Origin of the sequence: Pyxidicoccus xibeiensis, assembly GCF_024198175.1 — a bacterium.
In the GTDB taxonomy this organism is placed as follows: domain Bacteria; phylum Myxococcota; class Myxococcia; order Myxococcales; family Myxococcaceae; genus Myxococcus; species Myxococcus xibeiensis.
On sequence record NZ_JAJVKV010000001.1, the window covers coordinates 959,052 to 985,967 of the forward strand.

Sequence of the window (26,916 nt, forward strand, 5' to 3'; positions counted from 1 at the left end):
CCTACAGCGGATGCTCCCCGAGCCCACTCGACAAGCCTTCCGCCTTCACCGTGGATGAAGGCGTTGTTCCACGCGCGTCGAAGGCAAGGCCCAGCTGCCCCTCTTCTTTGAGAGTCTCAGCATTCGCCGACGCCTCGCTGCTGGGCGATGGAGGCGCTGCCGGCGCGTGCTCCTTGAGGAAGAAACGATGGGGTACAGGCTTGCGCCTCGGCACGACCGCCCCTTGCCCTTCCAGGTCCGAGAGATACCGTCGCACCAACTTGTCCGAGCAGCCCGAGGCCTGCTCCAGCTCCTTGACGCTACAGCCCGAGGCTCCCGCGTTTCGCAGGGCAAGCATGAGGCTGTCGAAGACCTGTGTCTTGTCGCGTTTCCCCAAGCCGGCGACGGTGCGGTCCTGCCGCCCGGCGGTCGCCTCGGCCTGCTCAGTCGTACTTGTGGGGTGGGCGGCCTCCGTCTCCTCCTTCTGGCTGCCATCCGAGGCCTCGAGCTGAGCGAGCATCGGGTCTACAGACACACTGCTCGCTCCCAACGTTGGAGCAGGCTCGGCCGCGGCCATGCCTGAAGGCGCCTCGGTCGACAACGCGTACTCCCTGGACCAGGCTTCCCGGACGGCGCTCACGACGTCATCGAGTGTCGCGCGGCTGGAGCCCTCGACATGAACGACCAGCCGCTCCTGCTGCAGGCGGATGTCACATCGGATTCCCGCGGTCCGCGGTCTGACGCCGAGCAACTCGGGTAACTGCACGGGGCCCTCGTCCCAATGGAGGGCCGTGACACCCGTACCCTGGACCAGCTCCGCGACGAGCGCGCCCTCACCGCGTCCACGCCGCATGAACACGGGAAGCCCCAGGGAGCGCGTCACCTCCACCTGGTCCGTGGTCCCACCCGGTGCGACGCAGTCCGCGACGACGAGCGCACGACTGAAACCCGCGATGGTCTTGTTGCGAGCCATGGCCCGCCCCACGGCCCACTTGTCGTTCGGGGCGAACTCGCTGACGACGACCAGTCTCCCCGCCTCCACCTCGGGTCTCCTGCGGGCACTGCTATGCAGGATTCCCTCGGGCGCCACGCCAATCACCCGCCCGCCGGCTTCCAGTGCGCCCTCGAGCGCCTCCCTGTCGCAGCCACGGGCCAGACCGGACACCAGGACGAAGCCCGCCTCCGCAATCGAGCGCCCCATCGCACGAGCGAAGGCGAGCCCCTCCGCCCCCGCATCCCGGCTGCCACTCACCGCCACGCCCTGCTCCCGGAGCAGCGCCACATCACCCGCCACGGACAGCAGCGTTGGCGCCTTGTCCGGCCCCAGCGTGCGCGCCAGGTGGGCGGGGTAGTTGCCGCGGGTGATGGGCACCAGGTCGATGCCCTCCTCCATCAGCCGATCCACGACAAAGGCCTGAGCGGAGACCTTTCCATCGGCCTCCAGCAGGTGCTGGTGAACATCCGCATAGCGCTGCAACGGCGTGGGAAGCTCCTCCGGCTCCAGCTTCACCAGCGCGGACAGGCCCACCTTCAGGCGGCGGTCCGCTGTCAGGACGAGCCCGTTGATGGCGCGGCGAGGCTCCCGCTCCAGTTTGAAGGCCAGCGTCAACCAGTAGGCTGACTCGCGTCTGAGAGGTGCGGCGCTCATGGGTCGTCGATGTGCCGGGTACGGGCCATGGTCAGGACGTGAACTCGCGCGGGGCGCAGGACCCCAGCGGCCTCCAACATCGACGCTCCACTGTCCCAGACATCATCCACCAGCAGCACATGACCGAGCGGCCTCGTCCCCTCGGGCAGGCGAAAAGCGCCACGGACATTCTGCTGTTTACAGTAGCGCGAACGGTAGTTTTTCTGCGCCTCCGTCTGGCGGGTCTTCTCCAGGACAATCGAGGGAATACCGAGCCGCCTGCCCAGCGCGAACGCGAAGCCGGATACGAAGTTGCCCGACCTCGTCGAAGGCAGGCACACCACGGCATCGAACCGAAGGCCGGAGTAAGGCCCCTGCGCATCCTGGAGAACCTCCAAGGCCCGATTCAGCACGCTGACTGGCGCGGGCGCCCCCGAGTACTTCGCACTGCGAATGGCCGCGCCGAGAGCCCCCATGCCGTAGAAGGCCAGGGCCTGCCCACCTTCATGCAGAATGGAGGAGCCCCTCCTTCCCTTCTTGAGGACAGGGGTAAAGGAGTCCAGGTAATCCCGTGCGAGAACCGCCTCGTGCGAGAAGTTCGGGAGCGGCTCGCGGGCACACCTGTCGCAGATACCGCAAGGAGCGGGAAGCACCGCGTCTCCCATGGCTCCAGCCAGAACGACGGCTCGGCATCCAGGAGCCTCGGGATAGGCGAGGGCGCCTTCGAGGAAGCCACGGCGGACCTCGATAGCCCTGACGGCATTCTCGGGAACAGGAGAACGCCGCCCTCCACACCAGGTGTACTCAGCGGGTTCACCGTCCCGCTCACACAGCTTCGCGGAGACCAGGTCGTCCAGGATGCGCTGGGCCATTGTTTCTGGCAGGTCCAACTCCTCGATGAGCTGCGTCCGCTTGTGCGGCCCCTTTCGCAACTCCGCTGCGACACGCTCGTATTCCTGGGGGTCCGGCTGGCTGGAATGGAGCAGGCCCTCGTAGACGTTCTCGCATTCCGGGTCATGAACAGAGATGACTCTGGCGTGCTCGCCGTCACGGCCTGCCCGGCCAATCTCCTGGACATACCGGATCAAGCTGTCTGGAAGTCCCAGATGGGAAACCCAGCGCACGTCGTGGCGATCCACGCCCATCCCCAAAGCGGACGTCGCACAAACCACGGCAACCTCTCCGTCCCGCCAGCAGCGCAGGCGCTCGGAGCGCTCCTGGGGGTCGAGCTGGCCATGGTAGGCAACGGCGGGGATGTCCTGCCTGCAGAGGAAGTCCGCGGCCATCTCGGTTTCCGTCGTGGTCAGCAGGTACGCAATGCCCGGCATCGTCGGCTGCTGACGCGCGATGTGAAGGAGCGCGGCGAGCCTCTCGGCCAGCCCCGTCACCTGCCAGACAGAGCAAGCGAGGTTGCCACGGTGGGACGGCATCCGGATGACCCGGACTTCGTGTTCCTCCGAGGCAATCTGCGCCCCGATGTCCTCCACCACATGCGCGGGAGCGGTCGCAGTCACGGCGAGCACCGGCGTTCGATGCCCAAGCCCCATGATGGTCCCGACGAGCCTGCGGTACCAGGGACGGAAATCGTGTCCCCACTGGCTGATGCAATGGGCCTCGTCGATGACGACGCCCTTGATCTCCATCTCCGCGACGTGCTCGAGCCACAGGTGGTTGCCCTGCCGCTCGGGGGACAAGAACAGGATGTCGAGCTTGCCGTCCGCAGCGGACCGGAGCACCTCGTCCTGTTCATCGGGTTCCTGCTGGCTGTTCACGACCGCCGCTCTCAGTCCCTGAGCCTTCGCCCGCTCGACCTGCTCCTGCATCAACGCAATCAGCGGCTGGAAGACGAGCACCACCCCTTTCTTCAAAGGGTGGGCCGCCAGCCCTTGGTAGCAGAGCGACTTCCCATGTCCGGTCGGAGCCACGAACAGCACGCGATTCCCTTCGAGCAGAGCCTGGACGACCTCCGCCTGATGTGGACGCAATCTCTTGAGGGAGAAACGCTTCTCCAGCCACCGTGCCGTTTCCCCCACTGCCGTCGGACGCTGCCTCATCGTGCCCCCCCACCCCTTTGCGTACAGCATCGGGACCCTATTCGAGGAGCGTGTCCTACGGCTCTGACACACACTACCGCAAAACTGAACATCCGAACAGTCCTGCGGACTGGATTGTCCGCAGGACCTGCCGGGTCGTACGGCAGGCCCATTCGCTGCACCCCGGGGCCCGCTGGCTGCACCGGCTCGGAGGCCGCCCCGGGGCGGGCGTAGACTCCGGGGGCCGTGGAAACCACCTCGCCCGCCATGCGTCCCGCCCTGTCGTCTCCCGCCGTGACACGGCCGGAGACGACGGGGTCCGTGCTGTCCCTGCTCCGCGGGCTCGCGCGACAGGTCCTCCCGCTCGTGCTGCTGTGGGCGGTGCCGGGCCTCATCTCCTCCATCCAGACGTACTTCTACGCCCAGCCCAAGGACCCCACGTACCCGCTCAGCCGGGCGCTGCTGATGCAGATGCCCCACTGGGAGTACTGGGCGCTCACCACGCCGCTCGTCCTCGCGCTCGGCCGGCGCTTCCGGCTGGAGCGCGGCACCTGGCCCCGCTCCCTCGCCGTGCACCTGCCCGCCCTGGTCGCGGTGATGGTGCCCCACGTCATCGTCATCTACTTCGCCTCCCGCGCCGCCGGAGAGCAGTGGTACCTCGACAACGCGCTGGGGCAGATATTTCCCCGGATGATGGGCAAGTTCATCGTCATCGACTCGCTCGTCTACGGCGGCATCCTCGCCGTTGGCCTCGCCATCGAGTACCACCGCCGCTACCGCGAGGGAGAGCTGACCCAGTCCCAGCTCGAGACGCGCCTGGCCCATGCGCAGCTGGAGGCCCTGCGCGCCCAGCTCCACCCGCACTTCCTCTTCAACACGCTCAACGCCATCTCCGTCCTCGTGCGCAAGCAGGACACCGCCGGCTCCATCCGCATGCTCACCGGCGTCAGCGAGCTGTTGCGCATGGCCCTCAACAACACCGGCCGCCAGCGCGTCCCCCTGCACGAGGACCTCGACTTCCTCGAGCGCTACCTCGACATCGAGCAGACCCGCTTCCAGGACCGGCTCCAGGTGACGCGGAGCATCGACCCCGTCACGCTCGGCGCGCTCGTGCCCAACCTCATCCTCCAGCCCCTGGTGGAGAACGCCATCAAGCACGGCCTCGCCCGCTCCGGCGCCGGCCATGTGGAGCTGCGCGCGTCGCGGCAGGGAGACAGGCTGGTCATGGAGGTCCTCGACGACGGCCCCGGGCTGTCCCCGGGCTGGAACACCGCCAACGGCTGCATCGGCGTGGCCAACGTGCGCGCCCGGCTGGACCAGCTCTACGGCGGCCGCCACGTCTTCACGCTGGAGAACCGCCCCACCGGAGGCGTGCGCGCCCTCCTGGAGCTGCCCTTCCAGCCCGCCTCCTCGGAGGAGCCCACGCCATGAACGCGCCCGCCTGCATCCGCACGCTCGTCGTGGATGACGAGCCGCTGGCGCGCGAGGGCCTGCGCCTGCTGCTCGCCGCGGACCCGGAGGTCCGCGTGGTGGGCGAGGCCGGCAACGGCCTGGAGGCCGTGCGCCTCATCCGCGAGCAGCGGCCCGACCTGGTGCTCCTCGACGTGCAGATGCCGGAGTTCAACGGCTTCGAGGTGCTCGCCCGCCTGGCCCCCGGCGAGGTGCCCGCCGTCATCTTCGTCACCGCGTATGACCGCTACGCCCTGCGCGCCTTCGACATCCACGCGCTCGACTACCTCCTCAAGCCCTTCCGGGACGAGCGCCTGCACGACGCCATCGGCCGCGCCAAGGCCCAGCTGAAGCTGGCCCGCATGTCCGACCTCAGCCAGCGCCTGCTGTCCGTGCTCACCACCTATGGCGAGCGCGACGGCGTGCCCGTGCCCACCTCACCCGCGCCCGCCGCCTCCCCGGCCGAGCCGTGGGTCACCCGGCTCGCCATCCGCGACACCGGGCGCGTGGTGTTCCTGGACGTGGACGAAATCGAGTACATCGAGGCGGCCGACTACTACGTGCAGATTCACGCGGGCGGGAAGGCGTACCTCCACCGCGAGACGATGCAGAGCCTGGAGGCGCGGCTGGACCCGGAGCGCTTCATGCGCATCCACCGCTCGGCCATCGTCAACTCGCGCCGCATCCGTGAGCTGCGCAGCGAGGGCCGCAGGGACCTCGTCGTGGTGCTCACCGGCGGCGCCGAGCTGCGCGTGGCCCGCAGCCACCGCGAGAAGTTCCAGCACCTGCGCTGAGGCCCGTTCGCCGCGCGCCGGGGCCCGTTCGCCGCACGCCCGTCCCCACCGGCTGAACACTCCGCACGCGCGCCCCGCAACGTGGGCACTGTGTCTCCCGCAACCCCACGCCACCGGAGGCCTCCCATGCTGCGCAAGTCCGTCGTCTCGTCGTTCCTCGCCCTGAGCCTGACGCTCGCCCCCACCCTCGCCGCCGCTGGCGAGGGCCAGGAATGCACCCAGGGCAAGCTGACCGCCCAGGCCGTCGTCGACAAGCACGTCAAGGCCCTGGGCGGCCGCGAGCGGCTCAAGGCGGTGAAGACGTTCCAGCTCACCACCGTCATCAAGGAGGGCGACACCGTCAGCACCTCCACCCTGCGGCGCGTGCGCCCCAACCTGTTCCGCTATGACCTGGACAAGAACGGCGTGAAGACCACCAAGGCCTTCGACGGCACGCAGGGCTGGACGGTCGAGGGCTCCGCGGCCCCGCAGCGGCTGGACAAGGACAAGAACGCGATGCTGGCCGACCACGCCCTCTTCGATGAGGCCCTGCTGGACCCGAAGGCCCGGGGCGTGACGCTGGCGCTGGACGGCACCGAGGACGTGAATGGCGCGCCCGCCTTCAAGCTGGTCCTCACGCGCGGCGCCGACAAGGAGGTCCGCTACATCGACCAGCAGTCCCACCTGGAGGTGAAGCGCATCTACGCCGGCACCCACGAGGGCAAGGCGTTCACCAAGACGATTGCCTTCTCCGACTACCGCAGCGTGGACGGCATCATGGTGAGCCACCAGGCGAGCTGGGACGCGGACGGCAAGAAGGGCGAGAAGACCGTCCAGAGCGCCCGCTACGACGCCCCCGTCGACGCCGCGGTCTTCAAGCTCCAGACGCCGCGCAGCTGAGCGCCTCGCGGGTACGGACGCTCCGGTGGGAGTACCGCCGGAGCCCCCATCCGCCCCGATTTCGTGGCGGGCCTGCCAGGAACCCGGGCTCGCTCCGTATGTGCCTCTGGGGACGACGGGGCCGGTCCGTCTCCCGGGCACCCCGGAGCGGACGAGCGATGAGCGGATGGCGGACAGCGCTGGCTGTGATGTGGGTGGGGCTGGTCGCGTGTAGTGAGAACGAGAAGGGCAGCAACGCGAGCACCACCGTGGACCGGGAGGACTTCAACGCGGAGGCTGCCCAGGCCGTCTGCGAGCGGTACGAGCGCTGCGGCCTCATCGACGACGTGGAGCGCTGCCAGGAGCAGCAGCTGTCCTGGGGCTTCGCGAGGCAGGTCGGGCTGGGGACGCGGTACGACGCGGCGTTCGAGTCGGGCCACATTCGCTACGACGCGGAGGCGGCTGCCCGGTGCGTGGAGCTCCTGAGGGAGGGCGCCTGCGACGAGTCGCCCTACTCGCTCGCGATGACCCAGCGGGGCATCGAGTACGACGCCCGGTGCCGCTTCCTCCTGGGGCAGGTCCAGGAAGGTGGAGCCTGTCAGTGGAGCACCGAGTGTGGTGATGGCACGTACTGCGACGCGCTGCCCTGGACGTGCGGCGGCGTGTGCAAGGCGGGCACCGTGGCGGAGCCCGTCATCGCGCTGGACGCGTGCGCACCCGGCACCGTCCTCATCGGCGGCAGGTGCCTGACGCCCGGGGCGGCCGGGGCGCGCTGCGGGGCGGAGAACGGGAAGGCCCTGGGCGTCTGCGGCGCGGGCACGTACTGCGACCAGGCGCAGGGAACCCACGGGACGTGCCAGCGCGTCGCCTCCGAGGGGGCGGCCTGCCACGACTACGACGGGCCCCAGTGCGGCTGGTCCCTGTTCTGCCGCGACGGCCGCTGCCAGCGGGCACGGGACGAGGGTGAGCCCTGCAAGGCCCCCGGCACCGGCCGCTTCGGCACCCTGGAGTGCCGCGACGAGCTCTTCTGCGATGGCGACAACGGCCACCCTGGCACCTGCCAGCCGAAGCGCGAGGCGGGTGCGGCCTGCCGCAATGCCTTCGAGTGCGGAGAGGGCCTGAACTGCTCCGGCGCGGTGCCCCTGGCGGGCGTGTGGGGTGCATGCCAGCCCGCACCGCGACAGGGTGAGCCCTGCGCCGGGCAGCTCTGCGCCGTGGGCCAGGTGTGTTCGTCCATCTCGAACACCTGCGTGGAGACCGTGCGCGTGGGCGAGCCGTGCACGGACCCCGACCAGTGCTACCTCTCCGGCACCTGCGTGGGCGGCATCTGCCGCCCCATCGGCGCGGAGTCCTGCGGCTGAACCCCTGGAACGAACGTTCCTTCCGGGAGCCCGTGCTCCCGGGGGCATGGGGACGGACGCTTCCAGCCCGTCTCCCGGTGACCGGTACGCTTCACGCCATCCACTGCGGGGTACGAACACCCCCTCGACCTTCACGAAGAGGAAACATGCGGAACTGGCGGACAGTCATGGGGATTCTCGCAGCGGGGCTGGCCGCGTGTGGGGGTGGAGTGGAGCAGGAGGACTTCGGCTCGCGGGCGGTGGAAGCGCTCTGCGAGCGCGAGGCGCGGTGCGGGGTGTACTCCAGCGAGGACGCCTGTGAGCAGGAGCTGCGCCGGTGGAGCTGGGACACGTGGCTGGGGCTGGGGACGCGGCACGACGCGGCCCTGGAGTCCGGCCGGCTGAGCTACGACGAGGACGCGGCCGAGCGCTGTCTGGACGCCCTTCGCGAGGGCGACTGCCGCCTCCCGGCGCTGACGCCTGCGACGCATGGCCCGGGCATCGAGTACGAGCCGGCATGCCGGCTGCTCCGCGCCGATAAATCTGGAGGCGACTGCCAGTCCCACCTCGAGTGCGGTGAGGACGCCTACTGCGCCTACGCCCAGGAAGCCACCTGCCAGGGCACGTGCAAGCCCCTGGGCCCGGAGGGCCACCCCGCGTCGGCGCAGCACCAGTGCGCGCCCGGGCTGTTCATCGGCGAGGGCCTTCAAGCCTGCGAGCGTCCCGCGAAGCAGGCAGAGCCCTGCTACGAGGCCAGGGAGGGCGGAGCCCGCGAGCGCCCGTGCGCTCCCGGACTGTGGTGTGACAGGGAGGGGAGCGGGAAGTGCGAGTGGACCGGCGCGGTGGGAGACGCCTGCGGGAGCCCGTCCGACGCCAGGTGTGGAACGGCCTTCGTCTGCAAGGACGGGCGCTGTGCGCGGCGGGGCCGCGAGGGTGCGTCCTGCAGGGCGCCCGGCGCGGGCAACCTCGTCAGCACCGCATGTCAGCAGGACCTCTTCTGTGACGGGGAGCCGCAGGAGTCCGGCACCTGCCGCAAGCGCCGCGCAGAAGGGACCCCCTGCCGCAACCATCGCGAGTGCGCCGGCGACCTGGGCTGCATGGGCGCCGCCCCGGACTCCGGCGTGTGGGGCACCTGCGGAAAGAGGCCCGCGCTCGGCGAGGCCTGCGCGCCGGAAGGAGACCTCAACATCTGCGGCGGACGGCTCGGCTGCGCCTCTGGGAAGTGCCTGCCCTTCGTCCACCCGAGAGAGCGCTGCGGCCCCGACGTGCTGTGCATCCTCGGCAGCTGCCTGGAGGAAGGCATCTGCGTTCCCGCCGAGGCCATTGCCTGCTGGTGAGGCCCTGACCGCATGTGCCCGCCTCAAGCCCCCCTGGGGGCGGTGCCCCGCGCCGCCAGCTCGCGCTCCACGTAGAGCCGCAGGATGTGCATGAAGTCCTGCGCGTTCGTCACCACCCCGAAGGCCTGATGCGTGCCGCGGTCCTTCAGCTTGCTCACCACGAACTCGGACGAGTCCACGCAGATGGTGGGCAGCTCGCGCAGGGAGCCGTCCTTCTCCGTGACGAAGGCCGGCAGCATGTTGCCGGTGGCGATGGCGTGCAGCGCGGTGGCGACCATCACCGCCATGGTGGCCTTCACCGCGTGACGGCGCATGGCGTCCTGCGCGGCCAGGTTGTCCGTCACCACGTCCGGCAGCGGCCCGTCGTCGCGGATGGAGCCCGTCAGCACGAAGGGAATCTCGTGCAAGACGCACGCGTGCATGATGCCGTTGGTAATCACGCCCGACTCCACCGCCTTCGCGATGGAGCCCGCCGCGCGCACCTTGTTGATGGCGCGCATGTGCAGGCCGTGGCCGCCGGACGTGGCCTCGCCGGAGCCGCTCATCCCCAGCGTGGTGCCGAAGATGGACGCCTCGATGTCGTGGACGGCGACGGCGTTGCCCGCCAGCAGCGCGCCCACGAAGCCCTGGGTGATGAACCACGTCATGTCCGCGCGTGCGCGCGAGTGCACCAGCGCCGGCCCCGTCACCCAGATGGGGTAGCCGCCGCGCTCGCGCTCCTCCACCAGCATGCGCGCCATCTGCGAGTAGTCGATGGGCTTCTCGCGCGACACCTCGCTCGTCATGAACTTGAACTCACCCTCCCCGCCCGAGTGCAGGTAGGCCGAGTTCACGTACACGCCCTGGGTGCCGTCCTCCGCGTGGCCCATGACGACACGCTCGCCCGCGCGCACGCGCCGGCCCTCGCGCACCCACAGCTCACCCTGGGCGTCCAGCACCAGCGCGCCGTCCATGCGCGGCTCGCGGGGCATCCGCCAGGCGCCGCCCACGCGCACGTAGGTGGGCAGGTTGGTGGTGGTGAAGAAGCCCTCCGGCAGGACACCGTCCGCGGGAGCGGGCTCGAAGCGCGCGTCCGGGCACTGGGTGAACCGGGCAACCGTGAAGTCGGGATGGGGAATGGTGCTCACCCCGCCACCATGTGCGGACCCGCCCGTCCGGTTCAAGCCTCTTGGCGGCGGCGTGACGTTTCGAATGTCCGGCGGGACGCTGTCCGCCGTCAGGGACACGTGGACGCAGTGCTTCACGCGCCGTGACGCGGCGCACGCACGGTGGCGCGCTGGTGACGTGAGCGCTCCACCGGCAGGAAACACCCGGAGACCTGGATGAGGAACCGAATGCGTGGATGGCGTGCAGTCATGGCAGTGCTGGCGGTGGGGCTGGCGGCGTGCGGGGGTGATGACGAGGGCGTGGAGGTGAAGAAGGAGGAGTTCGGAGCGCGCGTGGTTCAGGCGTTCTGTGCTCGCGAAGCGCGGTGTGGGGTGTACGCGAGCGCGGACGCGTGCGAGCAGGACCGGCTCGCCTGGGGATGGGACAGGAGTTGGGGACTGGGGACGCGCTACGACGAAGCGCTGGAGGACGGCCGGCTGAGCTACGACGCGGAAGCCGCCGGGCGCTGTGTGGCCGCGCTCCGCGACGGCGACTGCCGGGTCGCGCCCCTGTCGCAGACCGCGCTGATGTACGGGCTGGAGTACGACCCGGCGTGCCAGGTGCTCCGCACCGAGGAGCCCGCCGAGGCCTGTGCGTACGACCTGGAGTGCGGTGAGCAGGGCCAGTGCCGCTACCGTCAGGACAATGCCTGCGCCGGTGCCTGCGAGCCCCGCCCGAAGGAAGGAGAGCCCGCCTTCACCGCGCAGTGCGTGCCGGGGCTCATCAGGAGCGGCTTCAACGGCGTGTGCCGGCGCCCCATCCAGGAGGGTGGCAGCTGCGTCGAGACACAGGGCGGCTTCACCCTGCCGCTCCCGTGCGAGGAGGGGCTGTGGTGTGACGCCGACGGCAGCGGGAAATGCCAGCGCACCGGCTCCGAGGGGGACGCCTGCGAGGACCTGCGCTTCGGTTCCACCTGCGGCGCGGCCTTCTTCTGCAAGGACGGACGCTGCAGCCGGCGCGCCCGCCAGGGCGAGGCGTGCAGCGTTCCCGGTCCGACCACCCTGCTCTGGGAGGAGCAGTGCCAGGGTGAGCTCTTCTGCGACGCGGCCCCTGGCGCCTCCGGGACCTGCCAGGCGCGGGGCGCGGAGGGAGCCTCCTGCCGGGAGACCGTCGAATGCGCCGTGGGGCTGACCTGCCTGGGCGTCGGCAATGAGCAGGCCCCCGGCGTGCAGGGCACCTGCGGAACGCCGCGCGGCCCGGGGGAGCGCTGCGAGCGGTACGAGAACGGGTTCTCCAACTGCGCCGCGAGCCACGGCTGCTCCGACGTCAGCGGGACGTGCGTGCCCTTCGTCAACGTGGGAGAGCGCTGCGGTTCCGAGGGGCTGTGCGTGAACGGCATGTGCTCGGACGAAGGCCGGTGCGTCCCCATCGAGGCGTTCGTCTGCCGGTGAGCCTCAGGAGCGCGCGGGACGTGCCCTGACGAAGGCCGGTTCATCTCGCGCGGGGCTCCGTACCCCCGCCTCCGGCCCTCAGTCGTCGGTGCCTGGAGGCGGCGGCGTGCGCAGGTGGCTGTAGGCGATGGCGGTCAGCTCCTCGAACACGGGCACCTTCCACGTCAGCCCCTTCCGCGCGCGCCACCCCTCCGTCCACGCCATGAACGTCCGGAGCTGCTCGGGGCTGGGCGACACCTGCCAGCGCTGCCGCTTGGCGAGGGTCAGCGCCTCCAGCGGCGGGTGCCCCAGCGCCACCATGCAGCACAGCGCCAGCAGCGCGCTGCGCCCCACGCCGTGCTCGCAGTGGATGTACACCTTGTGGCCCTGCTCCAGTTGCTGCGTCACCCACGCGACGCCGTCGTCAATCATGTCGCCGCGGATGGCGCGCATGTCCTCCGTCGGCAGGTGCAGCAGGGTGATGCCGTGCTCGCGCAGCACGTGCTCGTCGTCACGCTCCTCCACCCGCACGTCCACCACGTAGCGGATGCCCAGCTTCCGGGCCAGGTGCTCGGCCGCCTCCACCGGGAAGCGGCCTCCCACCGCCAGCGAGGGCAGCACCCAGTCCAGGTTCAACCTCCGGAATGGCTCGCTCATGTCCCTCACGGTAGCGACGCCCCCTCAACACCGGGAGCGGCCCTGCCCCGCACGGATGCTTTGCGACACACAGGCCGTCCGGTCCTCCACGCCCCGTGTGTCCTGGGGCCACCAATGGGCACGCCCCGGTGAGCGGCCTACACCGTGGGTAAAAGGCACAGGGACGCCGCAACTGCGGGTCTCAACCTCCGAGAATACGTGCACGTTCCAATTCAGCTCGATGAGCTACCCCATCATGTCCATCCACCAGCACCGCTGAGCTTCCGCGAGCCGGTGAGGCAGTGCCTACGGGGCTTCGGGTCCGTCCTTCCAGGACGGGCGCGAGGCCCCGCTGGCGTTTCTACGGCCGGGGCGCGAGCGCCAGCGCGGCCTGGAGCAGCGGGCTGCGTCCGGCCGTCTTCCGCCATGCCGCATGGATGGCGCCAGTGGGAGCACCGGGCAGCGGCCGGGCCACCACGCCCGCCTCGCGAGGCCCGCCGGGCAGCAGCGACGCCAGCAGCGAGTAACCCAGCCCCGCCGCCACGAAGCCGAGGATGGTCTCCGACGAGTCCGCCGCGTGCAGCCGCTTCGGCTTCACGCCCGCGCGCGCAAGCTCCCCCAGTTGCAGCTCGCGCAGGTGCCTGTCCGTGCTGTAGGCGATGAAGGCGTCGTCCTTCAGCTCCGCCAGCCGCACCTGCCGGCTCTTCGCCTGGGGGTGGTGCGAGGGCAGCACCAGGAACGGGTACGTGCGCGCCACCTCGCGTGCCTCCACGTCGTCGGGCACGTCCGGCAGGTGGTCCACCACCAGGTCCGTGTCGCCGGAGCGCAGGATGTCGAGCGCGGGCGTCTTGGACTCGAACAGGGCCACCTCGATGTCGGGCCGCTTCGTCTGGAGCTTCCGCAGCCAGGCGGGCAGCAGGTGCCGCAGCACGTGGCCGGAGGCGTGGACGCGCAGCGTGCCGCCCACCTCGCCCTTGCGCAGGGACTGCACCACGGAGTCCAGCGCCTCCAGGAAGGGCGCCACGTGCGCGTACAGCGCGCGGCCCTCGGGCGTGAGCACCACGCGGTCCTTGCCCACGCGCTCGAAGAGGGGCACGCCCACCTCGTCCTCCAGCCGTTTCACCTGCTGGTGCACCCCGGGCTGCGTTATCGGGTATGGGAATGAGCGTGCCGCGCGGGCGTATCCCTCGGCGCGTGCGACGCGGTAGAAGCCCTCGAGCCGCTGGAGCTGAATCATCCACTCCAGGTTATCAATGGTGCATGGACTAGTTCCATGCGGTTTACGAGGAACGGGTGCATGTTTCCTCCTGTCAGCGAGCACGACTCGCCCCGAGGAGGAAGTCCGCATGTCCCGCGCCACGCCGAAGGTCGTCGTCCCCCACAGCACCGCCTGGGTTGCCCAGACCTGGCTGTCCTTCGTCCTGTCCGTCGGAGTCACAGCGGTGGGCATCTGGAACCTGCCCGTGGACATCTGGGTGAAGGCGTTCCTGGGCATGGGGTTGCTGTTCACGGTGGGCTCCACCTTCAGCCTGTCGAAGACGGTGCGCGACCAGCACGAGATGGAGCAGCTCGGCACGCGCATCGACGAGGCCCGCGTGGCCCGGCTCCTCTCCGAGCACGACCCGGTGGCGCCGCCGAAGCTGTGAGCCGCCTCGGCAGCCGGCTCGGGCTCACGGCGCGCCGCGACCGCTCCGCAGGCAGTCCAGCGCCTCTTCCAGCAGCGGCAGCGCCGCCTCCGTCCACCCCTTCAGCTTCGCGCGCGCCGGCAGGGGCACGGAGAGCGGGATGAGCCCCGCGAGCGCCGCGTCCTCGATGAGCTGCGCCTGCTGCTCGGGGTTGAGCTGGTGCCAGCGCAGCGCCTGCCCCACCGCCTTGCGCCAGTCGTAGCCGTCGCCCACCCACTGCGCCGCCAGCGCGGCGCTGAGGTACGCGGTGCCTCCATGCTGGTGCTGCCACACGTGCGTCAGCTCGTGCACCAGCAGCCCGAAGTCCACCGCGCCCTTCGCGGGCACGAAGACCGTGTTGCCATGGGCGAAGGCCCGGCCGGACACGCCCAGCAACCCCAGCCGGCCCTCCTTCAACCGCACCGCCGCGTAGTCCAGGCTGTCGCCGAAGATGGGCCGCAGCCGTGTCACCTCGGCGTCCGTGAGTCGGCGGCCCGGCGGCTCCAGCCCCGTCACCACCTGCATCGCGCTCACCATGCGCCCGGCCAGCATCAACACCAGGTCCGCCGGCACCTGCGCCACGCGCGTCAGCCCCTGCCCCATCTTCGGCAGTCCCTCGCCAGGATGCCCCAGCGCGCACCGCGCCACGCCTCCACCCAGCGACGCCAGCGCCACGCCCGCGCTGCGCACCACGCCGACGGACGCGCTCGCCACGCCCGTCAGCAGGCCGTGCCCCGCATCCACCAGCCGCTCCGGAAACGAAGGGGCGCGGCTCACCGCGAACTCCTCAGAAGCCGCCCATCGCCGCGCGCGGGCTGGCCACACCCAGCACCGACTCCATCAGCGTGCGCAGCGAGCCCGGACGCCACGGCCGCGCCAGGGCGAAGTGCGTGAGGCACGACTCGCTGTACGCCGCCGCCAGCTCCGGCCGCAGGTGCGCCGACACGAGGATGCGCGGCCCCGCGAAGCCCCGCTCCACCAGCCGCACCAGGAACGCCGGCACCGCGGAGCGCTCCGCCGAGTCCAGGTCCATCACCAGCGCATCCGGCAGCACGCCCGCATCCAGCCGCCGGTCCGCCGACGCCGTGCCCAGCGCGTGGCTCAGCGCGAAGCCCCCCGTCAGCTCCCGGCCAATCGCCAGCCGGAGTAAGGGTGCTTCGGACACCAACATCACCCGGGGGCCCCGTGCGAGCTGCGCGACACGACGCGTCAGGATGGGCGCGTCTCCGGCGCCCCGCGTCAGCCGCAGCACGCCAGCCTCCTTCACGCTGCGAGCGGGGAGGGATTCCGGAAGGCTGGAAAGGGGCTCGATAGCGGAAGGCACACATGAAGAGTACCCAGTTATATTGGAAATATCAAGTCTAGCTTCAATTCACGTAAATGCAGTCACGCGGACCCCAGTGGGTGGAAGTCGGCCACGTGGCTCGTACTCCCGTTTGATGAACCTCCGTTCAGTGTGTCGGCCATGACTCCTAAACATCCGCCCTGGAGTACGACCGACCCACCCCCCTCGCCCCGGGGTGGAATGGACTACAGCGGATCATTCTCCTCGGGCTCCAGGTGCTCGGTGAATGGCCCCAGCTCGGGCAGGTCCGTGGAGCCCCCGGTGTCCAGCGCCCGCGTGGGCTCACTCGAACTCGAGCGCGCGCTGGAAGTCGGCCGGGTTGCTGGCCGCGCCCTGCGCAATCTCGAGGGTGATGACGCCCTCGCGGTACAGCTGCGTCAGGTGCTGGTCGAAGGACTGCATGCCGAACATGTCGCGGCCCTTCTCGATGACGTCCTTCAGCTCGTTGGCGCGGTCCTCGCGGATGTACTGCTCCACGGACTTCGTCTGCGTCATGATTTCGAGCGCCACCGTGCGGCCCTTGCCGGACGCGCGGGGCAACAGCCGCTGGGAGATGGTGGCCTTGAGGCAGTCCGCCAGGCGCATGCGGACCATGACCTGCTCCTCGGCGGGGAACACCGACACGAGCCGGCCGATGGTGCGCGACGCGTCCGTGGTGTGCACGGTGGACAGCACCAGGTGGCCCGTCTCCGCCGCCTTGAGCGCGATGTCGATGGTCTCCGTGTCGCGCATCTCGCCCACCAGAATCACATCCGGGTCCTGCCGCAGCGCCGAGCGCAGCGCGCGGGCGAAGCTCTCCGTGTCCGGGCCAATCTCCCGCTGGGAGATGGAGGACTTGATGTTCTTGTAGATGAACTCGATGGGGTCCTCGATGGTGAGGACGTGCAGGCTCTCATTGCGATTGATGTGGTCAATCATCGCCGCGAGCGTGGAGCTCTTGCCCGAGCCCGTGGCCCCCGTCACCAGCACCAGCCCGCGGTCATTGCTGGCAATCTTCTTGAGGACCTGCGGCAGCCCCAGCGTGTCGATGTTGGGAATCTCGTCCGGGATGATGCGCAGGATGCACGCCAGCGAGCCCCGCTGCCGGTAGATGTTCACCCGGAAGCGCGCCACGCCCGGCACGCTGTAGGACGTGTCGTGCTCCTGCAGCGAGTCGATTTGCGCCTTCACCAGCTGGTCGTTGATGACATGCAGGGCCACCTGCTTCGTGTGGTCCGGGACCAGCTTCTCCATCTTCAGCGGTCGCAGCACGCCGTTGACGCGGTAGATGGGCGGGTCTCCCGGCCGGAAGTGGATGTCCGAGGCGCCATTCTGCACACCCACCGAGAGCAGCTTGTTCAACGTCGTCTGGTCCACCGGTTCCCCTCGCCAGCAACAATGGCCCCGGATACTAGGTGAAAGCGCGGCGGGAACCAGGGACGTGGAGCGAGGCCGGTGCTCCGGGGCCTGGCCTCGGGGACTTGAGAAAAGGCAGGCATCCGGCCGAGCGCCCGGCGTACCCCATGGGCATACAGGCCCGGCCAAAGCCTCACACCGCGAGCACCAGCGTCAGCTCGGCGATTTCGGGCGCGGGGCCCAGGCGCAGCGGCGGGCCCCAGTAGCCGGTGCCCCGGTGGGTGTAGACGCGGACGCCAGCGATGGTGGCCAGCCCGCTCACCACGGGCTGCTGCAGCTTCACGAAGAACATGAAGGGAAACACCTGTCCGCCATGGGTGTGCCCTGACAGCTGGAGGTCCACTTCCACCCCGGCCCTCGCCACGTGCAGCGCCGAGCGGGGCTGGTGGGCGAGCAGCAGGCGGGGCACACCGGCAGGCGCACCGGCGAGCGCCACGTCCGGACGGCTGGCATGCGCGGGGTGGATGTGCCCGGCGTCATGGTCCGTCACACCTGCCACGGTGAGGCGCGAGCCATTGCGTTCCACCACGCGGTGCTCGTTCTGCAGGACGGTGAGGCCCAGCCGGGCGACCTCGGCGGCCCAGGCGGGGCCTCCGTGGTAGTACTCGTGGTTGCCCGTCACGTAGAAGACGCCCAGCGAGGCGCGCAGCTCCGCGAGCGGCTTCACCTCGTCGCGCAGCACGTCCACGGTGCCGTCCACCAGGTCACCCGTCACCGCTATGACGTCTGGCTTCAGCGCGTTCACCTGCTCCACCACGCGCCGCAGCCAACGCGCATCCAGCGTGGGACCCACGTGGATGTCGGAAATCTGCACCACCTTCAGGCCATGCAGCCCCGGCCCCAGCCCGGCCACCGGCACCGTCACCCGCTCCACCGTCGCCCGGCCGCGCGCGGTGAAGAACGCGTACACCACCGCCGGCAGGCCCACGCCCACCACGGCCAGCGCCTTGCCTCGCGCCAGGGCCAATGGGTCGTCCACCACGCCCGTCCACCCCAGCACCAGACCGACGAGGTCCGCGGCCACCACCGCGCTGAGCAAGACGCCGAAGGTGCCCAACCAGATGAAGGCCACCCACTGGAGCGCGCGCGTCCACGCGGTGGGCTCGCGCCGGGACACGGCCATGCCCGCGAACAGCGACAGGAAGAACACCCCCACCGCGGCCACTCCAACGGCGGGCCATGGCGAGGGCAGGCCGGGGCTCACGAACAGCCGCACGGCGATGTACGCGTGCAGGCCGCCGAACACCCCGAGGATGGCCCCCAGCGACACCAGCCACCGCAGCACCAGGCCCGGAGCGACCCGGGGCCGCTCCTTGCGCTCCACGCCTTCGGACAGCTCCGCCACGGACGATGACCTCGTTCAGGGATGACTCGTGCGAGTCGAGGCGGCGGAGCATAACGGCGGCTTGCGAGCTCCGCCCGGCAACCCGCCTGCACGCCCTCCGGACTGAGGACCCGCTTCCCGGCAGTCCCACGACAGGTGCGGATTGCCGAGATGCCGCTCGGTGGCCAGCTCTCGAACTTCAAGGTGAGCCCCTCAGAGGAGGCGCAGCTCGCGGAACTCCACTTCCTCGAAGCGGAGCCTCCACGCCGTCTCCACGAACCGTTCTGTAGCGACGATGACGGTCGTGAAGTTGGCGAGCCGGAAGAGGTCACGGTCATCTGGGAGGGATGCGGCCTCCAGAATGGGTTCCTTCGGAAGAGTGAACGACTGCCGGCCGCACGTCACGCATGGGGCAGGCAGGCCCCGCGGAAGGCAGGCCGGGTGTAGCAACCCACGTGGCTCTATCTGGAGCTCCAGCAGCTCAGGTGCATCCTTGCCTCGGAGACGCAGCTCCGTGGGGCAGCCCATCAACCCGCGCACGCCCTCGGCCTGGAGTTGTTCCAGCGCTTCCCGGCGAATGGCCAGCTGCGCGGGGGCGGGAAACAGGAGTTCCGGAAAGTGACCTCGCCCTGTTCCGACAAGCGGCCCCAATGTCGCTCCAGTCCTGAGCGGCACACCTTCTGGCACGAGGGGCCGTACCAGTTCTCTGAGTCGGTTGAACTCCGCGAAGTCCTCCTCCACTCGAGGCCTGAGCTTCTTGCTGTCTGGCAATGAGGACAGGTCTACCGAGGGATACCCCTCTCCGGTACTGCTCCAGACTGCATCGCAGGTGAGGCAATGGATGCCGGGGAGGCACCATTTGGAGCTCGCCCGGAGAGTCCACGAGAAGCGCGGTGGGTATACCCAGCCGAGATGGAACAACCGCATGGTCAGTAGATGTCCTCTTCAACCACGGGGAACAGGGGAATGGGCTTCTTGCTGTAGTACGGAACGACGGGCCCGGACAGCTCGAAGCGGAAGATCAGCTGCACCGCGAAGAGATGGATGGCCTGCCGAGGCGCATCGATGTTGTTGAGGATGTAGTGATTCCACTCCGCATTCCAAGGACCACCCGCCTCTCCTCGGTGGATGTTCTGGTGGACCTGCTTGTCGAGAACCAGCGTCCACTCATGGATGTTGATACCCCTGGAGTTGAACCACGCCTTGAACGCCCGGGGGAACACGTGGTGCTTCACCCAGGTTCGCTTGGGTGAGTCCTCCAGCTCCTTCCTGAGCCGCGCCTCGTACTCCTCGCTCGTCTCGTTCCAGGGGATGATGAAGATGGGCTCCGCGCCTTCCGGGAGCCCGTGCATGCTGCCCCGGTAGCGCTGGGGATTGACGGGGACTGGGAGCGGGCGCGCGGCCTGCCTCGGTGGCGGCCTCGCGGGTGGCCGTACGGGCGCCAGGGCTTGCGCGCGAACGATGCGACTCGGGTCCACGTCCTCGCAGAAATAGAGGGCACACGCCTCCACCCCACAGAGGAACAGGGTGCAGCGGTCCGCGCCGGGGGCGTCACACTCCCCTGTCTCCGCCTCCGCCGCTTGCCAGCGTTGCAGGGTGGGGTTCGTGGAGGCGCAACCCGCCACCAGCAGACCGCACAGCAGCAGTGTCCAGGCTTTCATGATGGGCCTCGCTTGCCCGGACTCTAGACATGTCCGGCCCATCTGGCGGGTTGAGCCACGCGACGGGGCGGTTATGGTGCGCCGTCCCTTTACGACGGAGCGTGTCCATGGCGCAGATGCACGAGGTGGACTTCCACATCTACGGCGAAGACCTGCAGTTCGTCGAGGTGGAGCTGGACCCGAACGAGGCGGCGGTGGCCGAGGCCGGCACCCTCATGTACATGGAGGACGGCATCGAGATGGAGACCATCTTCGGTGACGGCTCGGAGAAGAAGAGCGGCTTCCTCGGCTCGCTGCTCGGCGCGGGCAAGCGGCTGCTCACCGGCGAGTCCCTCTTCACCACCGTCTTCCTCAACCGCGGCGGCGGCAAGCGCAAGGTGGCCTTCGCCGCGCCCTACCCCGGAAAAATCATCCCGGTGAACCTGTCCCAGCTCGGCGGCGAGCTCATCGCCCAGAAGGACAGCTTCCTCGCCGCGGCCAAGGGCGTGTCGCTGGGCATCGCCTTCCAGAAGAAGCTGGGCACCGGCCTGTTCGGCGGCGAGGGCTTCATCATGCAGCGCCTGCAGGGTGACGGCCTCGCCTTCATCCACGCGGGCGGCACGCTCCACGAGCGGACGCTCGGCCCCGGCGAGATGCTGCGCGTGGACACCGGCTGCATCGTCGCCTTCCAGCCCACCGTCGACTACGACATCCAGATGGTCAGCGGCATCAAGACGGCCTTCTTCGGCGGCGAGGGCCTCTTCTTCGCCACGCTGCGCGGGCCCGGCAAGGTGTGGCTCCAGTCCCTGCCCTTCAGCCGGCTCGCGGGCCGCATCCTCTCCGCGGCCCGCCCCGGCGGCGCGCGCGACGAGGGCAGCGTCCTCGGCGGAGTCGGCCTCGGCTCCCTCCTCGGCGGCGACGAGTAGCCCGCTCGCCACGCCTCACGGGCCGGCCGCGTCACCCCGGCCGGCCCCTCGCACCTGCCCGCCAGCGCCACTCCCGCGGGCAGGGCGCGAAGAGAGCGTGGCTGCTTCGCCAACGCGCCGGTGACGGCCTACCGCCGCCGTCTCCGCCCGGCGGCGGCCAGCCCGGCCAGCAGGGCCCACGCCCCCACCACGCCAGCGGGAGACGCCCCGCAGCCGCAGCCCACGTCGAGCGCCGCGGGGCCGCGAACCTCGAAGCCCGTGGCTGGAGACTTCGGCCCCGCGCTGGCACTGAGGACCGCATGCGCCGTGACGCTGTGCGCGCCCATCGGCAGGGCCTGCTCCGAAGTCACGACGTGACGGAAGGCCCCCGTCGTGTCCGCCGTCACCCGCGCCACCTCGGCGCCGTCCACCTCGATGGCCACGGACGCACCAGGTCCAGCCACTCCGGCGAACAGCGGCGTGGGGTCCACCACCTCGCCCTCCCCCGGCAGCACCAGCACGGGCACCTCCCGCGTCCCCTGCGTGCCCGCGTCGTCGCTCCCGGCATCCGGCCCCGGCGTGCCCGAGTCCTGCGTCCCCGCGTCCGCCACCTGCGTCTCGAAGCGCGTCTGCTGCGAGTACGGGCCCGTCTCTCCCGCCTCGTTGTGCGCGTGGAGCGTGACGAAGTGCGCCCCCGGCGGCAGCGGGTTGTCCAACGGCCACTGGTAGCGGAAGCGGCCGGACGCATCCACGGGGATGGTGACCTCCGGCCCGTTGTCCACCTCCACGCCCACGCTCACGCCATTGGGCGCCACCCCGGCGAACAGCGGCGTGGAGCCCACCACCTCTCCCTCCGCGGGCACCACCAGGATGGGCGCCACCACCACGCCACCGTCCTCCAGGGACACGGCCGAGTTGAACACCACCTCCGTCGAGCGCGCGCTGTAGGCCCCCAGCGACTCCGCCACCGCGGACAGCGTGTGCTCCCCTGCCGCCAGCGACTCCCGCGCCCCCGGATAGTTGGCGAGGAACTGTCCGTCGTCTCCGACGCTGACCTGCGTCAGCTCGACACCATCGACATACAGGAAGATGCGCACGCCGCGCTCGCCCACGCCCGCGATGCGAGGCCGGGACGTCACGCCCACCTCGCCGGACTTGGGGCTGCTGATGGCGGGCACCTCCGGCGTGCGGAAGCCACCCGCAATCAGGATGCTGGAACCCGGGCCGCCCGGGCCGGCCCCGTACGTGCCGGCATCCGCCGTCACCACCGTCCCGGGGGCACCGCCGACCGTGTTGGCCGGACAGGTGGTGGACGTCCCCTGCATCAACACGACGCCGCCGCTGCCTCCGCCACCCGGCCCCAGGGTGAACGTGGCGTCCGTCACCGAGCCGCCGTTGCCACCTCGCGCCTGCGCCGACGCGCACGCCAGCGCCCCCACGGTGCGCAGCATGACAGCGCCGCCCGCGCCTCCGCCCCCCGCACCATCGTCCGCCAGCGTGGGCGCCACGGACTCGCCGTTCGCGGAGAAGACGCCCGCTCCCGTCACCGCATTCGCCCGGACGAACACCACGCCGCCCCCCATGCCGCCCCCCGAGCCCACGTCGTTGTTCCCCTCTCCCGCGCCACCACCTCCGCCGAACACGAGCTGCTCGTAGACGGAGTACCTCACGGCAATGCCTCCCAGCCCGCCCTCCTCCCGCCCGTTGTCCCGGTTCGACGTGCGCCCGCCCATGCCGCCCGTGCCGACGTGCCCGCCGCCGCCACCGCCCGAGTTGTGGCAGTTGCCTCCGCCTCCACCGTTGACCAGGTTGCCGCGCCCGGCGGCCACGCCGTAGCGGTCCACCACCACCCCCTCGCCCTTGTAGGCCCCGCCCTGCTCGGGCGGCACGTCCAGCCCCGTGCACCCGTTGCGCTCCTCGTGGCTGGCGAAGACACCGCCCCGGAAGCCCGCGCCGTCCGCGCTGATGCGGCCATTGTTCGTCACGGTGCCCGTGGCCAGGAACGCGACGATGCCGCCGCTGCTCCCATCCCACGGGGGCGCGAGCAGCGAGGTTCCCGAGGAGACTGTCACGCTGGTGTACTCGCGCACGCCCACCACCTGCGCGCCCGGCACGGTGTAGCTGTTCATCAGCGGCGCGGTGAGCTGCAGCACCGGGGGCTCCGAGCCCACCGCCTGCACCCGGGCCAGCTCCCAACGTCCCACCGCGCCCAGGTTCACCCCGCCCGTGCCGCCGGAGGGCGTGTTGGCCGGAAGTCCGCTGCTCTGATGCACGAGCACCAGCTGGCCGTTCACGTAGCCACCGGGCCTCACCAGGCGCAGTGTGGTGCTTCCGGCCGGCGCGGCCTCCGCCAGCGGCGCGTAGAGGTTGATGACCTCGCTCCCCGAGGTGAGGGAGAGGGGGCCATCACGGCCCGTGCCCAGGACGAAGGAGTCCGGCTCGGCCAGCGCGGGGGTCGCCGTGAGCAGTGCGAGCGCGAAGAGGGGGACGAAGCGCATGGAGCCCATGGTGCCCCAGAACCCCCACGCGGGGCGAGGGAGGCCCCGTCCCACGCCTCAGCCGAGCAGGCTCACCTCGAGCTCACACGTCAGCGCGCCCGCGTGCATGCACCGGCGCTCGCGCACCTCCACCGTCTGTCCCAGGTGCCGGGCCAGCCCGCGGATGGTGCCGATGCCCAGGCGGCACAGCTTCCGGGGCGACGAATAGGACACCTGCACCACGTCCCGCCGCATGCGCCGGCACACCAGGCTGGGAGGGCGGGTCTGCCCGTCCCGGCGCACCTGCGCGTGCAGGCGCTCCATGTGCTCCACCATGTCCAGCACCGTCCAGCCCGGCTCGACGAGCACCCCGTAGGTGCGCAGCAAGCTCGGGCCCAGGCGCTCCCCCAGCTCCTCCAGCACCTGGAGCCTGGGCTGGCCCGTCAGCTTCGAGGCCGCGTCCACCAGCGCCGCCACCTCTGCGTCCGGGTAGTCCTTGAACGCCAGGTAGATGCGACGGGGGAGCCCCGCTGCCAGCTGCAGCGACTCCCAACCCTGCGCGCCCAGCCGGGACTCCGCGTAGCCCCGCAGCTCGTGGAAGATGACACCTTGCATGCCCCGCCCCTTCGGTGGACGCAGAGCGTTTCCACCGTGCCTGCAATGTTACACAGAGCAGATAGCATGACTCTCGTCCTCCAGGGCAATTGTCCTGGCGGCCGGGTCCGCCGCTGAACATCACCGCTTCGCGTCGGGGCGCGTCAATGCGGCGGCATTCCGGGGAGCGAAGAAGGGCTGGCGCACCAGGCGCGGCAGGGTGCGCTTGTCCACGCACCAGAGCTGGAGGGCGTCCTCCCACTCCCCCAGCTCGGCCACGGCGCGCACGTCGGAGGCGTCGCGGTAGAGGCTGTTGAGGTTGTGGACGAGCGCGGACAGGTCCTCCACCTCCCAGCGCTCGGAGACGTCGCCCGCGAGGACGTCCAGCTCCAGCACCGGGCGCTCGCGCACGTCCACCACCTTGAAGCGGCGGGCGGCGCCGCCCATGGCGGTGGTGAGGGGGCCCACCAGCTCGTCGGGGCGCACGCCGTACGCCACGGCGAGGCCGCCCTCCAGCAGTCCGGCGTCACACAGGCGCAGCAGGGAGACGTGGGGCGGCTCACCGGGGCGCACGCGTTCGGCGGCGGCGTCGCGGTCCTTGAGGAGTCGCTCCTGGGTGAGCACGTCGAGCAGGGAGGCCATACGGCCGCCGAGCCTATCGCTCCTCACCGCTCCTGGAGTCCACCTCCGCGCAGCGGGGCAGCGTGGTGGACATATCGACAACCCCATCCAGTCGAGTCGAGACTCGGCTTCCGGGAGGCGCGTGGGACATGAGCAGGAGCAAGGGCGGTCACTCTCCATCTCGAATCGACGCTCAACGTGAGGAGGAGCTGGTGCCCGCGGCGGAGGCGGCGGCGCTGCTGGGGGTGAAGCGGGCGACGCTCTACACGTACGTGAGCCGGGGGCTCGTGCGCTGCGTGCCGGAGCGGGGGACGAAGGAGCACCGCTACGTGCGCTCGGACCTGGAGCGGCTGAAGGCGCGGCACGATGCCCGGGCGGGACATGCGGCGGTGGCCTCGGGAGCGCTGCGGTGGGGCGAGCCGGTCATCGACTCCTCGGTGTCGCGCGTGGGTGCGGAGGGGCTGGCGTACCGGGGGCACTCGGCGGTGGGGCTGGTGGCGGAGGGGCGCGGCTTCGAGGACGTGGCGGAGCTGCTGTGGACGGGGGCGCTGCCCGCGCGGGACACGCGGTGGCCGGCGCCGGAGCTGCCCTTCCCTCCATCGGAGCTGGCGAGGCTGCTGCCGCGAGGCACACGTCCGGTGGCGGCGCTGGCGGCGCTGGTGCCGCTGCTGGGCGTGAGAGACCCCGTGCGCTTCGCGGCTCCCGCCGAGGGAGAGAAGGCCCGGGCCCGCCGGCTGCTGCGGCACCTGGCGGCATGGGCGTGCGTGGCATCGGCACCGGGGCGGGTGGCGCGAGCGCTGAAGGAGGAGACGGTGGCGGCGTCGCTGGCGTACGGGTGGGGCATGGAGGTGAAGCGCGCGCCGGAGATGCTGAACCAGGCGCTCGTGCTGTGCGCGGACCACGAGCTCAACGTGTCGACGTTCGCGGCGCGGGTGACGGCGTCGTCGGGAGCGGACCTCTATGCGTGTGTGAGCGCGGCGCTCGCGGCGCTCTCCGGGCCGAAGCACGGCGGGGCCTGCGACAGGGTGGAGGCGCTGCTGGCGGAGGTGGGGCGGCCGGAGCGCGCGGCGGAGGTGGTGTACGAGCGGCTGAGGCGGGGTGAGGCGGTGATGGGCTTCGGCCACCCGCTGTACCCGGAGGGGGACCCGAGGACTCCGCCACTGATGGAGGCGGCGCGGGCGGTGCGGCCGGAGGCGACGGGGGTGAAGGTGGCGCGAGCGGTGCTGGAGGTGATGCGGGACGCGGGGCACCCGCCGCCGACGGTGGACTTCGGGCTCGTCATGCTGGCGCAGGCGCTGGGGTTGCCGCCGGGAGCCGGAGCCACGCTGTTCGCCGTGGGACGCGCGGCGGGCTGGGTGGCGCACGTGCTGGAGCAGCGCGAGCAGGGCCACCTGCTGCGCCCCCGGGCCCGCTACGTCGAGCGCTCACTTCCCGTAGGATGAGGCGTCTGCGCGCCCGGTGTGGAGCACGACTGCGTGCCGTGAGGGATTCGTGTCGAGGCGTTCACCGGTGGCTGACTTCCTTTGGCGCCTGGGGGCGCTGACGCTTGCGTTGGCGCCCATGCTGGCGCACGCAACGCCTCCTCCCGCCATGGACGGAGGCACCCAGGCTCGCGAGGAACCGAGGGTGAAGGCCATGGGGTCGGCCAGCGAGCAGGACGCGGCCACGATGCAGGCCTGGCTCACCGCCACCCAGTGGAGAACCTTCCATCGCAGCATCTACCGCACCGAGGTCCGGCTCATCTTCACTCCCGAGGGCCTGTATCGCCGGACCACATTCAGTGACATGGGACGGGACACGGTGGGGCGATGGCGCCTCGTCCTGCACACGCCTCTCTCCGGGCGGCTCTGGCTTGACGAGGACAACCTCACCTTCACGCGAATGGACACGGAGCTTCAGCTCGCGCACAACCGCTTGCACCCTGCCGGCGCGCGGACCGAAGCAGACGACCCCAAGCGCCCCAACGCCCAGTCCCTCTATCCGGACGCCTTCCAGCGACTGAGCGCCCAGCCCTGGTACAGGACAGACAGCTGCAAGCCGGACGTCATGCCCGAGTCACTGCTCTTCACACCGGATGGACGGTTCAGCGCGAGCTACTCACATCCTGCCTGCATCCACCGCGGCACCGTGGACCTGTACGTCTCGGCAGGGGTCATCAGCCTGCAGCACGGCTCCACGACCTGCCCCAAGACGCACAGAGGCTGGACGTCCGAGGCCCACACTGTCGAGTTCCGCTTCGACACCGACGGCCGGCTTCACCTGGGCCTGCTGGGCTCCTACCAGCCCATGAAGCCCGCCCCGCCGGCTCCCGGCAAGCAACCCGCGCCCTGCCCGTAGCACGCGCACCGGGCCTGCCCCTCAGCGCGCGACGCGTTCCAGCGA

Annotated in this window: 24 protein-coding genes; 10 read left to right on the forward strand and 14 right to left on the reverse strand. The window is 70.5% G+C overall.

Going from position 1 to position 26,916, the window contains the following annotated elements; genetic code table 11:
* Position 1: 1 nt before the first annotated feature.
* Together LXT23_RS03825 and LXT23_RS03830 are read right to left on the reverse strand one after the other, a co-directional pair.
* On the reverse strand, positions 2 to 1,627 hold the full coding sequence (locus LXT23_RS03825) for a DNA-processing protein DprA (RefSeq protein WP_253978689.1): 1,626 nt from the start codon (positions 1,625 to 1,627) through the stop codon (positions 2 to 4).
* A complete protein-coding gene (locus tag LXT23_RS03830; protein WP_253978690.1) occupies positions 1,624 to 3,660 on the reverse strand; it encodes a RecQ family ATP-dependent DNA helicase in 2,037 nt (678 codons plus the stop codon). Before LXT23_RS03830 ends, LXT23_RS03825 begins: the two co-directional genes overlap by 4 nt.
* A 246-nt stretch (positions 3,661 to 3,906) precedes the next feature.
* Here LXT23_RS03830 and LXT23_RS03835 point away from each other — a divergent pair, with 246 nt between their 5' ends.
* The 5 genes from LXT23_RS03835 (at position 3,907) to LXT23_RS03855 (ending at position 9,417) form a co-directional block, all read left to right on the forward strand.
* Entirely contained in the window at positions 3,907 to 5,070 is a 1,164-nt protein-coding gene (locus LXT23_RS03835) for a sensor histidine kinase (RefSeq protein WP_253978691.1), read from the forward strand.
* Positions 5,067 to 5,882, forward strand: coding sequence for a LytR/AlgR family response regulator transcription factor (locus LXT23_RS03840; RefSeq protein ID WP_253978692.1), 816 nt, complete (start codon positions 5,067 to 5,069; stop codon positions 5,880 to 5,882). Before LXT23_RS03835 ends, LXT23_RS03840 begins: the two co-directional genes overlap by 4 nt.
* Before the next feature lie 126 nt (positions 5,883 to 6,008).
* The gene (locus tag LXT23_RS03845) at positions 6,009 to 6,761 is read left to right on the forward strand and encodes a LolA-like protein (protein WP_253978693.1); all 753 of its coding nucleotides are present in this window, start codon (positions 6,009 to 6,011) and stop codon (positions 6,759 to 6,761) included.
* Positions 6,762 to 6,919: 158 nt separating this feature from the next.
* Positions 6,920 to 8,101, forward strand: coding sequence for a hypothetical protein (locus LXT23_RS03850; protein WP_253978694.1), 1,182 nt, complete (start codon positions 6,920 to 6,922; stop codon positions 8,099 to 8,101).
* 167 nt (positions 8,102 to 8,268) lie between these two features.
* Complete coding sequence (locus LXT23_RS03855; RefSeq protein ID WP_253978695.1) at positions 8,269 to 9,417, forward strand: hypothetical protein; 1,149 nt, start codon at positions 8,269 to 8,271, stop codon at positions 9,415 to 9,417.
* A 23-nt stretch (positions 9,418 to 9,440) separates the two neighbouring features.
* Here LXT23_RS03855 and LXT23_RS03860 read toward each other — a convergent pair whose 3' ends face one another.
* Complete coding sequence (locus LXT23_RS03860; protein WP_253978696.1) at positions 9,441 to 10,544, reverse strand: putative NPN-dependent ornithine cyclodeaminase; 1,104 nt, start codon at positions 10,542 to 10,544, stop codon at positions 9,441 to 9,443.
* Between the two features lie 228 nt (positions 10,545 to 10,772).
* Between LXT23_RS03860 and LXT23_RS03865 the strand changes: the two genes are divergently transcribed.
* Entirely contained in the window at positions 10,773 to 11,954 is a 1,182-nt protein-coding gene (locus LXT23_RS03865) for a hypothetical protein (protein WP_253978697.1), read from the forward strand.
* 78 nt (positions 11,955 to 12,032) lie between these two features.
* On the opposite strand, the gene LXT23_RS03870 is transcribed toward LXT23_RS03865, so the two are convergent.
* Positions 12,033 to 12,590 (reverse strand): protein-tyrosine phosphatase family protein, encoded by a 558-nt coding sequence (locus LXT23_RS03870; protein WP_253978698.1) that lies wholly within the window; start codon positions 12,588 to 12,590, stop codon positions 12,033 to 12,035.
* A gap of 340 nt (positions 12,591 to 12,930) precedes the next feature.
* On the reverse strand, positions 12,931 to 13,806 hold the full coding sequence (locus LXT23_RS03875; RefSeq protein ID WP_253978699.1) for a LysR family transcriptional regulator: 876 nt from the start codon (positions 13,804 to 13,806) through the stop codon (positions 12,931 to 12,933).
* A 109-nt stretch (positions 13,807 to 13,915) separates the two neighbouring features.
* Here LXT23_RS03875 and LXT23_RS03880 point away from each other — a divergent pair, with 109 nt between their 5' ends.
* Positions 13,916 to 14,215 carry a YiaA/YiaB family inner membrane protein gene (locus LXT23_RS03880; RefSeq protein WP_253978700.1) on the forward strand — a complete coding sequence of 100 codons (300 nt, stop codon included), beginning with the start codon at positions 13,916 to 13,918 and terminating at the stop codon, positions 14,213 to 14,215.
* Positions 14,216 to 14,239: 24 nt separating this feature from the next.
* Here the strand turns inward: LXT23_RS03880 and LXT23_RS03885 are convergent, their stop codons facing one another.
* The 6 genes from LXT23_RS03885 to sitA6 form a co-directional block, all read right to left on the reverse strand.
* Positions 14,240 to 15,010 carry a DUF4157 domain-containing protein gene (locus tag LXT23_RS03885; protein WP_323378753.1) on the reverse strand — a complete coding sequence of 257 codons (771 nt, stop codon included), beginning with the start codon at positions 15,008 to 15,010 and terminating at the stop codon, positions 14,240 to 14,242.
* Positions 15,011 to 15,020: 10 nt separating this feature from the next.
* The gene (locus LXT23_RS03890; protein WP_253978701.1) at positions 15,021 to 15,485 is read right to left on the reverse strand and encodes a hypothetical protein; all 465 of its coding nucleotides are present in this window, start codon (positions 15,483 to 15,485) and stop codon (positions 15,021 to 15,023) included.
* Positions 15,486 to 15,860: 375 nt separating this feature from the next.
* Positions 15,861 to 16,934 carry a type IV pilus twitching motility protein PilT gene (locus LXT23_RS03895; protein ID WP_253978702.1) on the reverse strand — a complete coding sequence of 358 codons (1,074 nt, stop codon included), beginning with the start codon at positions 16,932 to 16,934 and terminating at the stop codon, positions 15,861 to 15,863.
* Between the two features lie 172 nt (positions 16,935 to 17,106).
* Complete coding sequence (locus LXT23_RS03900; RefSeq protein WP_253978703.1) at positions 17,107 to 18,318, reverse strand: metallophosphoesterase; 1,212 nt, start codon at positions 18,316 to 18,318, stop codon at positions 17,107 to 17,109.
* A gap of 192 nt (positions 18,319 to 18,510) precedes the next feature.
* On the reverse strand, positions 18,511 to 19,224 hold the full coding sequence (sitI6, locus tag LXT23_RS03905; protein WP_253978704.1) for a SitI6 family double-CXXCG motif immunity protein: 714 nt from the start codon (positions 19,222 to 19,224) through the stop codon (positions 18,511 to 18,513).
* Positions 19,225 to 19,226: 2 nt separating this feature from the next.
* Complete coding sequence (gene sitA6, locus LXT23_RS03910) at positions 19,227 to 19,958, reverse strand: SitA6 family polymorphic toxin lipoprotein (RefSeq protein WP_253978705.1); 732 nt, start codon at positions 19,956 to 19,958, stop codon at positions 19,227 to 19,229.
* A gap of 107 nt (positions 19,959 to 20,065) precedes the next feature.
* On the opposite strand from sitA6, the gene LXT23_RS03915 reads away from it, so the two are divergent.
* Positions 20,066 to 20,863 carry a TIGR00266 family protein gene (locus LXT23_RS03915; protein ID WP_253978706.1) on the forward strand — a complete coding sequence of 266 codons (798 nt, stop codon included), beginning with the start codon at positions 20,066 to 20,068 and terminating at the stop codon, positions 20,861 to 20,863.
* A 128-nt stretch (positions 20,864 to 20,991) separates the two neighbouring features.
* Here LXT23_RS03915 and agmC read toward each other — a convergent pair whose 3' ends face one another.
* The 3 genes from agmC to LXT23_RS03930 all read right to left on the reverse strand — a co-directional run bounded on the left by agmC (position 20,992) and on the right by LXT23_RS03930 (position 24,555).
* On the reverse strand, positions 20,992 to 23,340 hold the full coding sequence (agmC, locus tag LXT23_RS03920) for an adventurous gliding motility protein AgmC (protein ID WP_253978707.1): 2,349 nt from the start codon (positions 23,338 to 23,340) through the stop codon (positions 20,992 to 20,994).
* 57 nt (positions 23,341 to 23,397) lie between these two features.
* Positions 23,398 to 23,934 (reverse strand): heme NO-binding domain-containing protein, encoded by a 537-nt coding sequence (locus tag LXT23_RS03925; protein ID WP_253978708.1) that lies wholly within the window; start codon positions 23,932 to 23,934, stop codon positions 23,398 to 23,400.
* 120 nt (positions 23,935 to 24,054) lie between these two features.
* Positions 24,055 to 24,555 (reverse strand): hypothetical protein, encoded by a 501-nt coding sequence (locus LXT23_RS03930; RefSeq protein ID WP_253978709.1) that lies wholly within the window; start codon positions 24,553 to 24,555, stop codon positions 24,055 to 24,057.
* A 128-nt stretch (positions 24,556 to 24,683) separates the two neighbouring features.
* Here LXT23_RS03930 and LXT23_RS03935 point away from each other — a divergent pair, with 128 nt between their 5' ends.
* Both LXT23_RS03935 and LXT23_RS03940 read left to right on the forward strand, forming a co-directional pair.
* Complete coding sequence (locus LXT23_RS03935; RefSeq protein WP_253978710.1) at positions 24,684 to 25,976, forward strand: citrate synthase family protein; 1,293 nt, start codon at positions 24,684 to 24,686, stop codon at positions 25,974 to 25,976.
* 67 nt (positions 25,977 to 26,043) lie between these two features.
* Positions 26,044 to 26,871 carry a hypothetical protein gene (locus tag LXT23_RS03940; protein ID WP_253978711.1) on the forward strand — a complete coding sequence of 276 codons (828 nt, stop codon included), beginning with the start codon at positions 26,044 to 26,046 and terminating at the stop codon, positions 26,869 to 26,871.
* Positions 26,872 to 26,916: the final 45 nt, after the last annotated feature.

Coding starts and splice junctions, on each gene's coding strand:
- LXT23_RS03845 (WP_253978693.1), top strand. CDS start 6,009: ATGCTGCGCAAGTCCGTCGTCTCGTCGTTCCTCGCCCTGAGCCTGACG.
- LXT23_RS03865 (WP_253978697.1), top strand. CDS start 10,773: ATGGCAGTGCTGGCGGTGGGGCTGGCGGCGTGCGGGGGTGATGACGAG.
- sitI6 (WP_253978704.1), bottom strand. CDS start 19,224: ATGCGGTTGTTCCATCTCGGCTGGGTATACCCACCGCGCTTCTCGTGG.
- LXT23_RS03835 (WP_253978691.1), top strand. CDS start 3,907: ATGCGTCCCGCCCTGTCGTCTCCCGCCGTGACACGGCCGGAGACGACG.
- LXT23_RS03830 (WP_253978690.1), bottom strand. CDS start 3,660: ATGAGGCAGCGTCCGACGGCAGTGGGGGAAACGGCACGGTGGCTGGAG.
- LXT23_RS03870 (WP_253978698.1), bottom strand. CDS start 12,590: ATGAGCGAGCCATTCCGGAGGTTGAACCTGGACTGGGTGCTGCCCTCG.
- LXT23_RS03915 (WP_253978706.1), top strand. CDS start 20,066: ATGGCGCAGATGCACGAGGTGGACTTCCACATCTACGGCGAAGACCTG.
- LXT23_RS03930 (WP_253978709.1), bottom strand. CDS start 24,555: ATGGCCTCCCTGCTCGACGTGCTCACCCAGGAGCGACTCCTCAAGGAC.
- agmC (WP_253978707.1), bottom strand. CDS start 23,340: ATGCGCTTCGTCCCCCTCTTCGCGCTCGCACTGCTCACGGCGACCCCC.
- LXT23_RS03875 (WP_253978699.1), bottom strand. CDS start 13,806: ATGATTCAGCTCCAGCGGCTCGAGGGCTTCTACCGCGTCGCACGCGCC.
- LXT23_RS03850 (WP_253978694.1), top strand. CDS start 6,920: ATGAGCGGATGGCGGACAGCGCTGGCTGTGATGTGGGTGGGGCTGGTC.
- sitA6 (WP_253978705.1), bottom strand. CDS start 19,958: ATGAAAGCCTGGACACTGCTGCTGTGCGGTCTGCTGGTGGCGGGTTGC.
- LXT23_RS03855 (WP_253978695.1), top strand. CDS start 8,269: ATGGGGATTCTCGCAGCGGGGCTGGCCGCGTGTGGGGGTGGAGTGGAG.
- LXT23_RS03880 (WP_253978700.1), top strand. CDS start 13,916: ATGTCCCGCGCCACGCCGAAGGTCGTCGTCCCCCACAGCACCGCCTGG.
- LXT23_RS03925 (WP_253978708.1), bottom strand. CDS start 23,934: ATGCAAGGTGTCATCTTCCACGAGCTGCGGGGCTACGCGGAGTCCCGG.
- LXT23_RS03825 (WP_253978689.1), bottom strand. CDS start 1,627: ATGAGCGCCGCACCTCTCAGACGCGAGTCAGCCTACTGGTTGACGCTG.
- LXT23_RS03935 (WP_253978710.1), top strand. CDS start 24,684: ATGAGCAGGAGCAAGGGCGGTCACTCTCCATCTCGAATCGACGCTCAA.
- LXT23_RS03840 (WP_253978692.1), top strand. CDS start 5,067: ATGAACGCGCCCGCCTGCATCCGCACGCTCGTCGTGGATGACGAGCCG.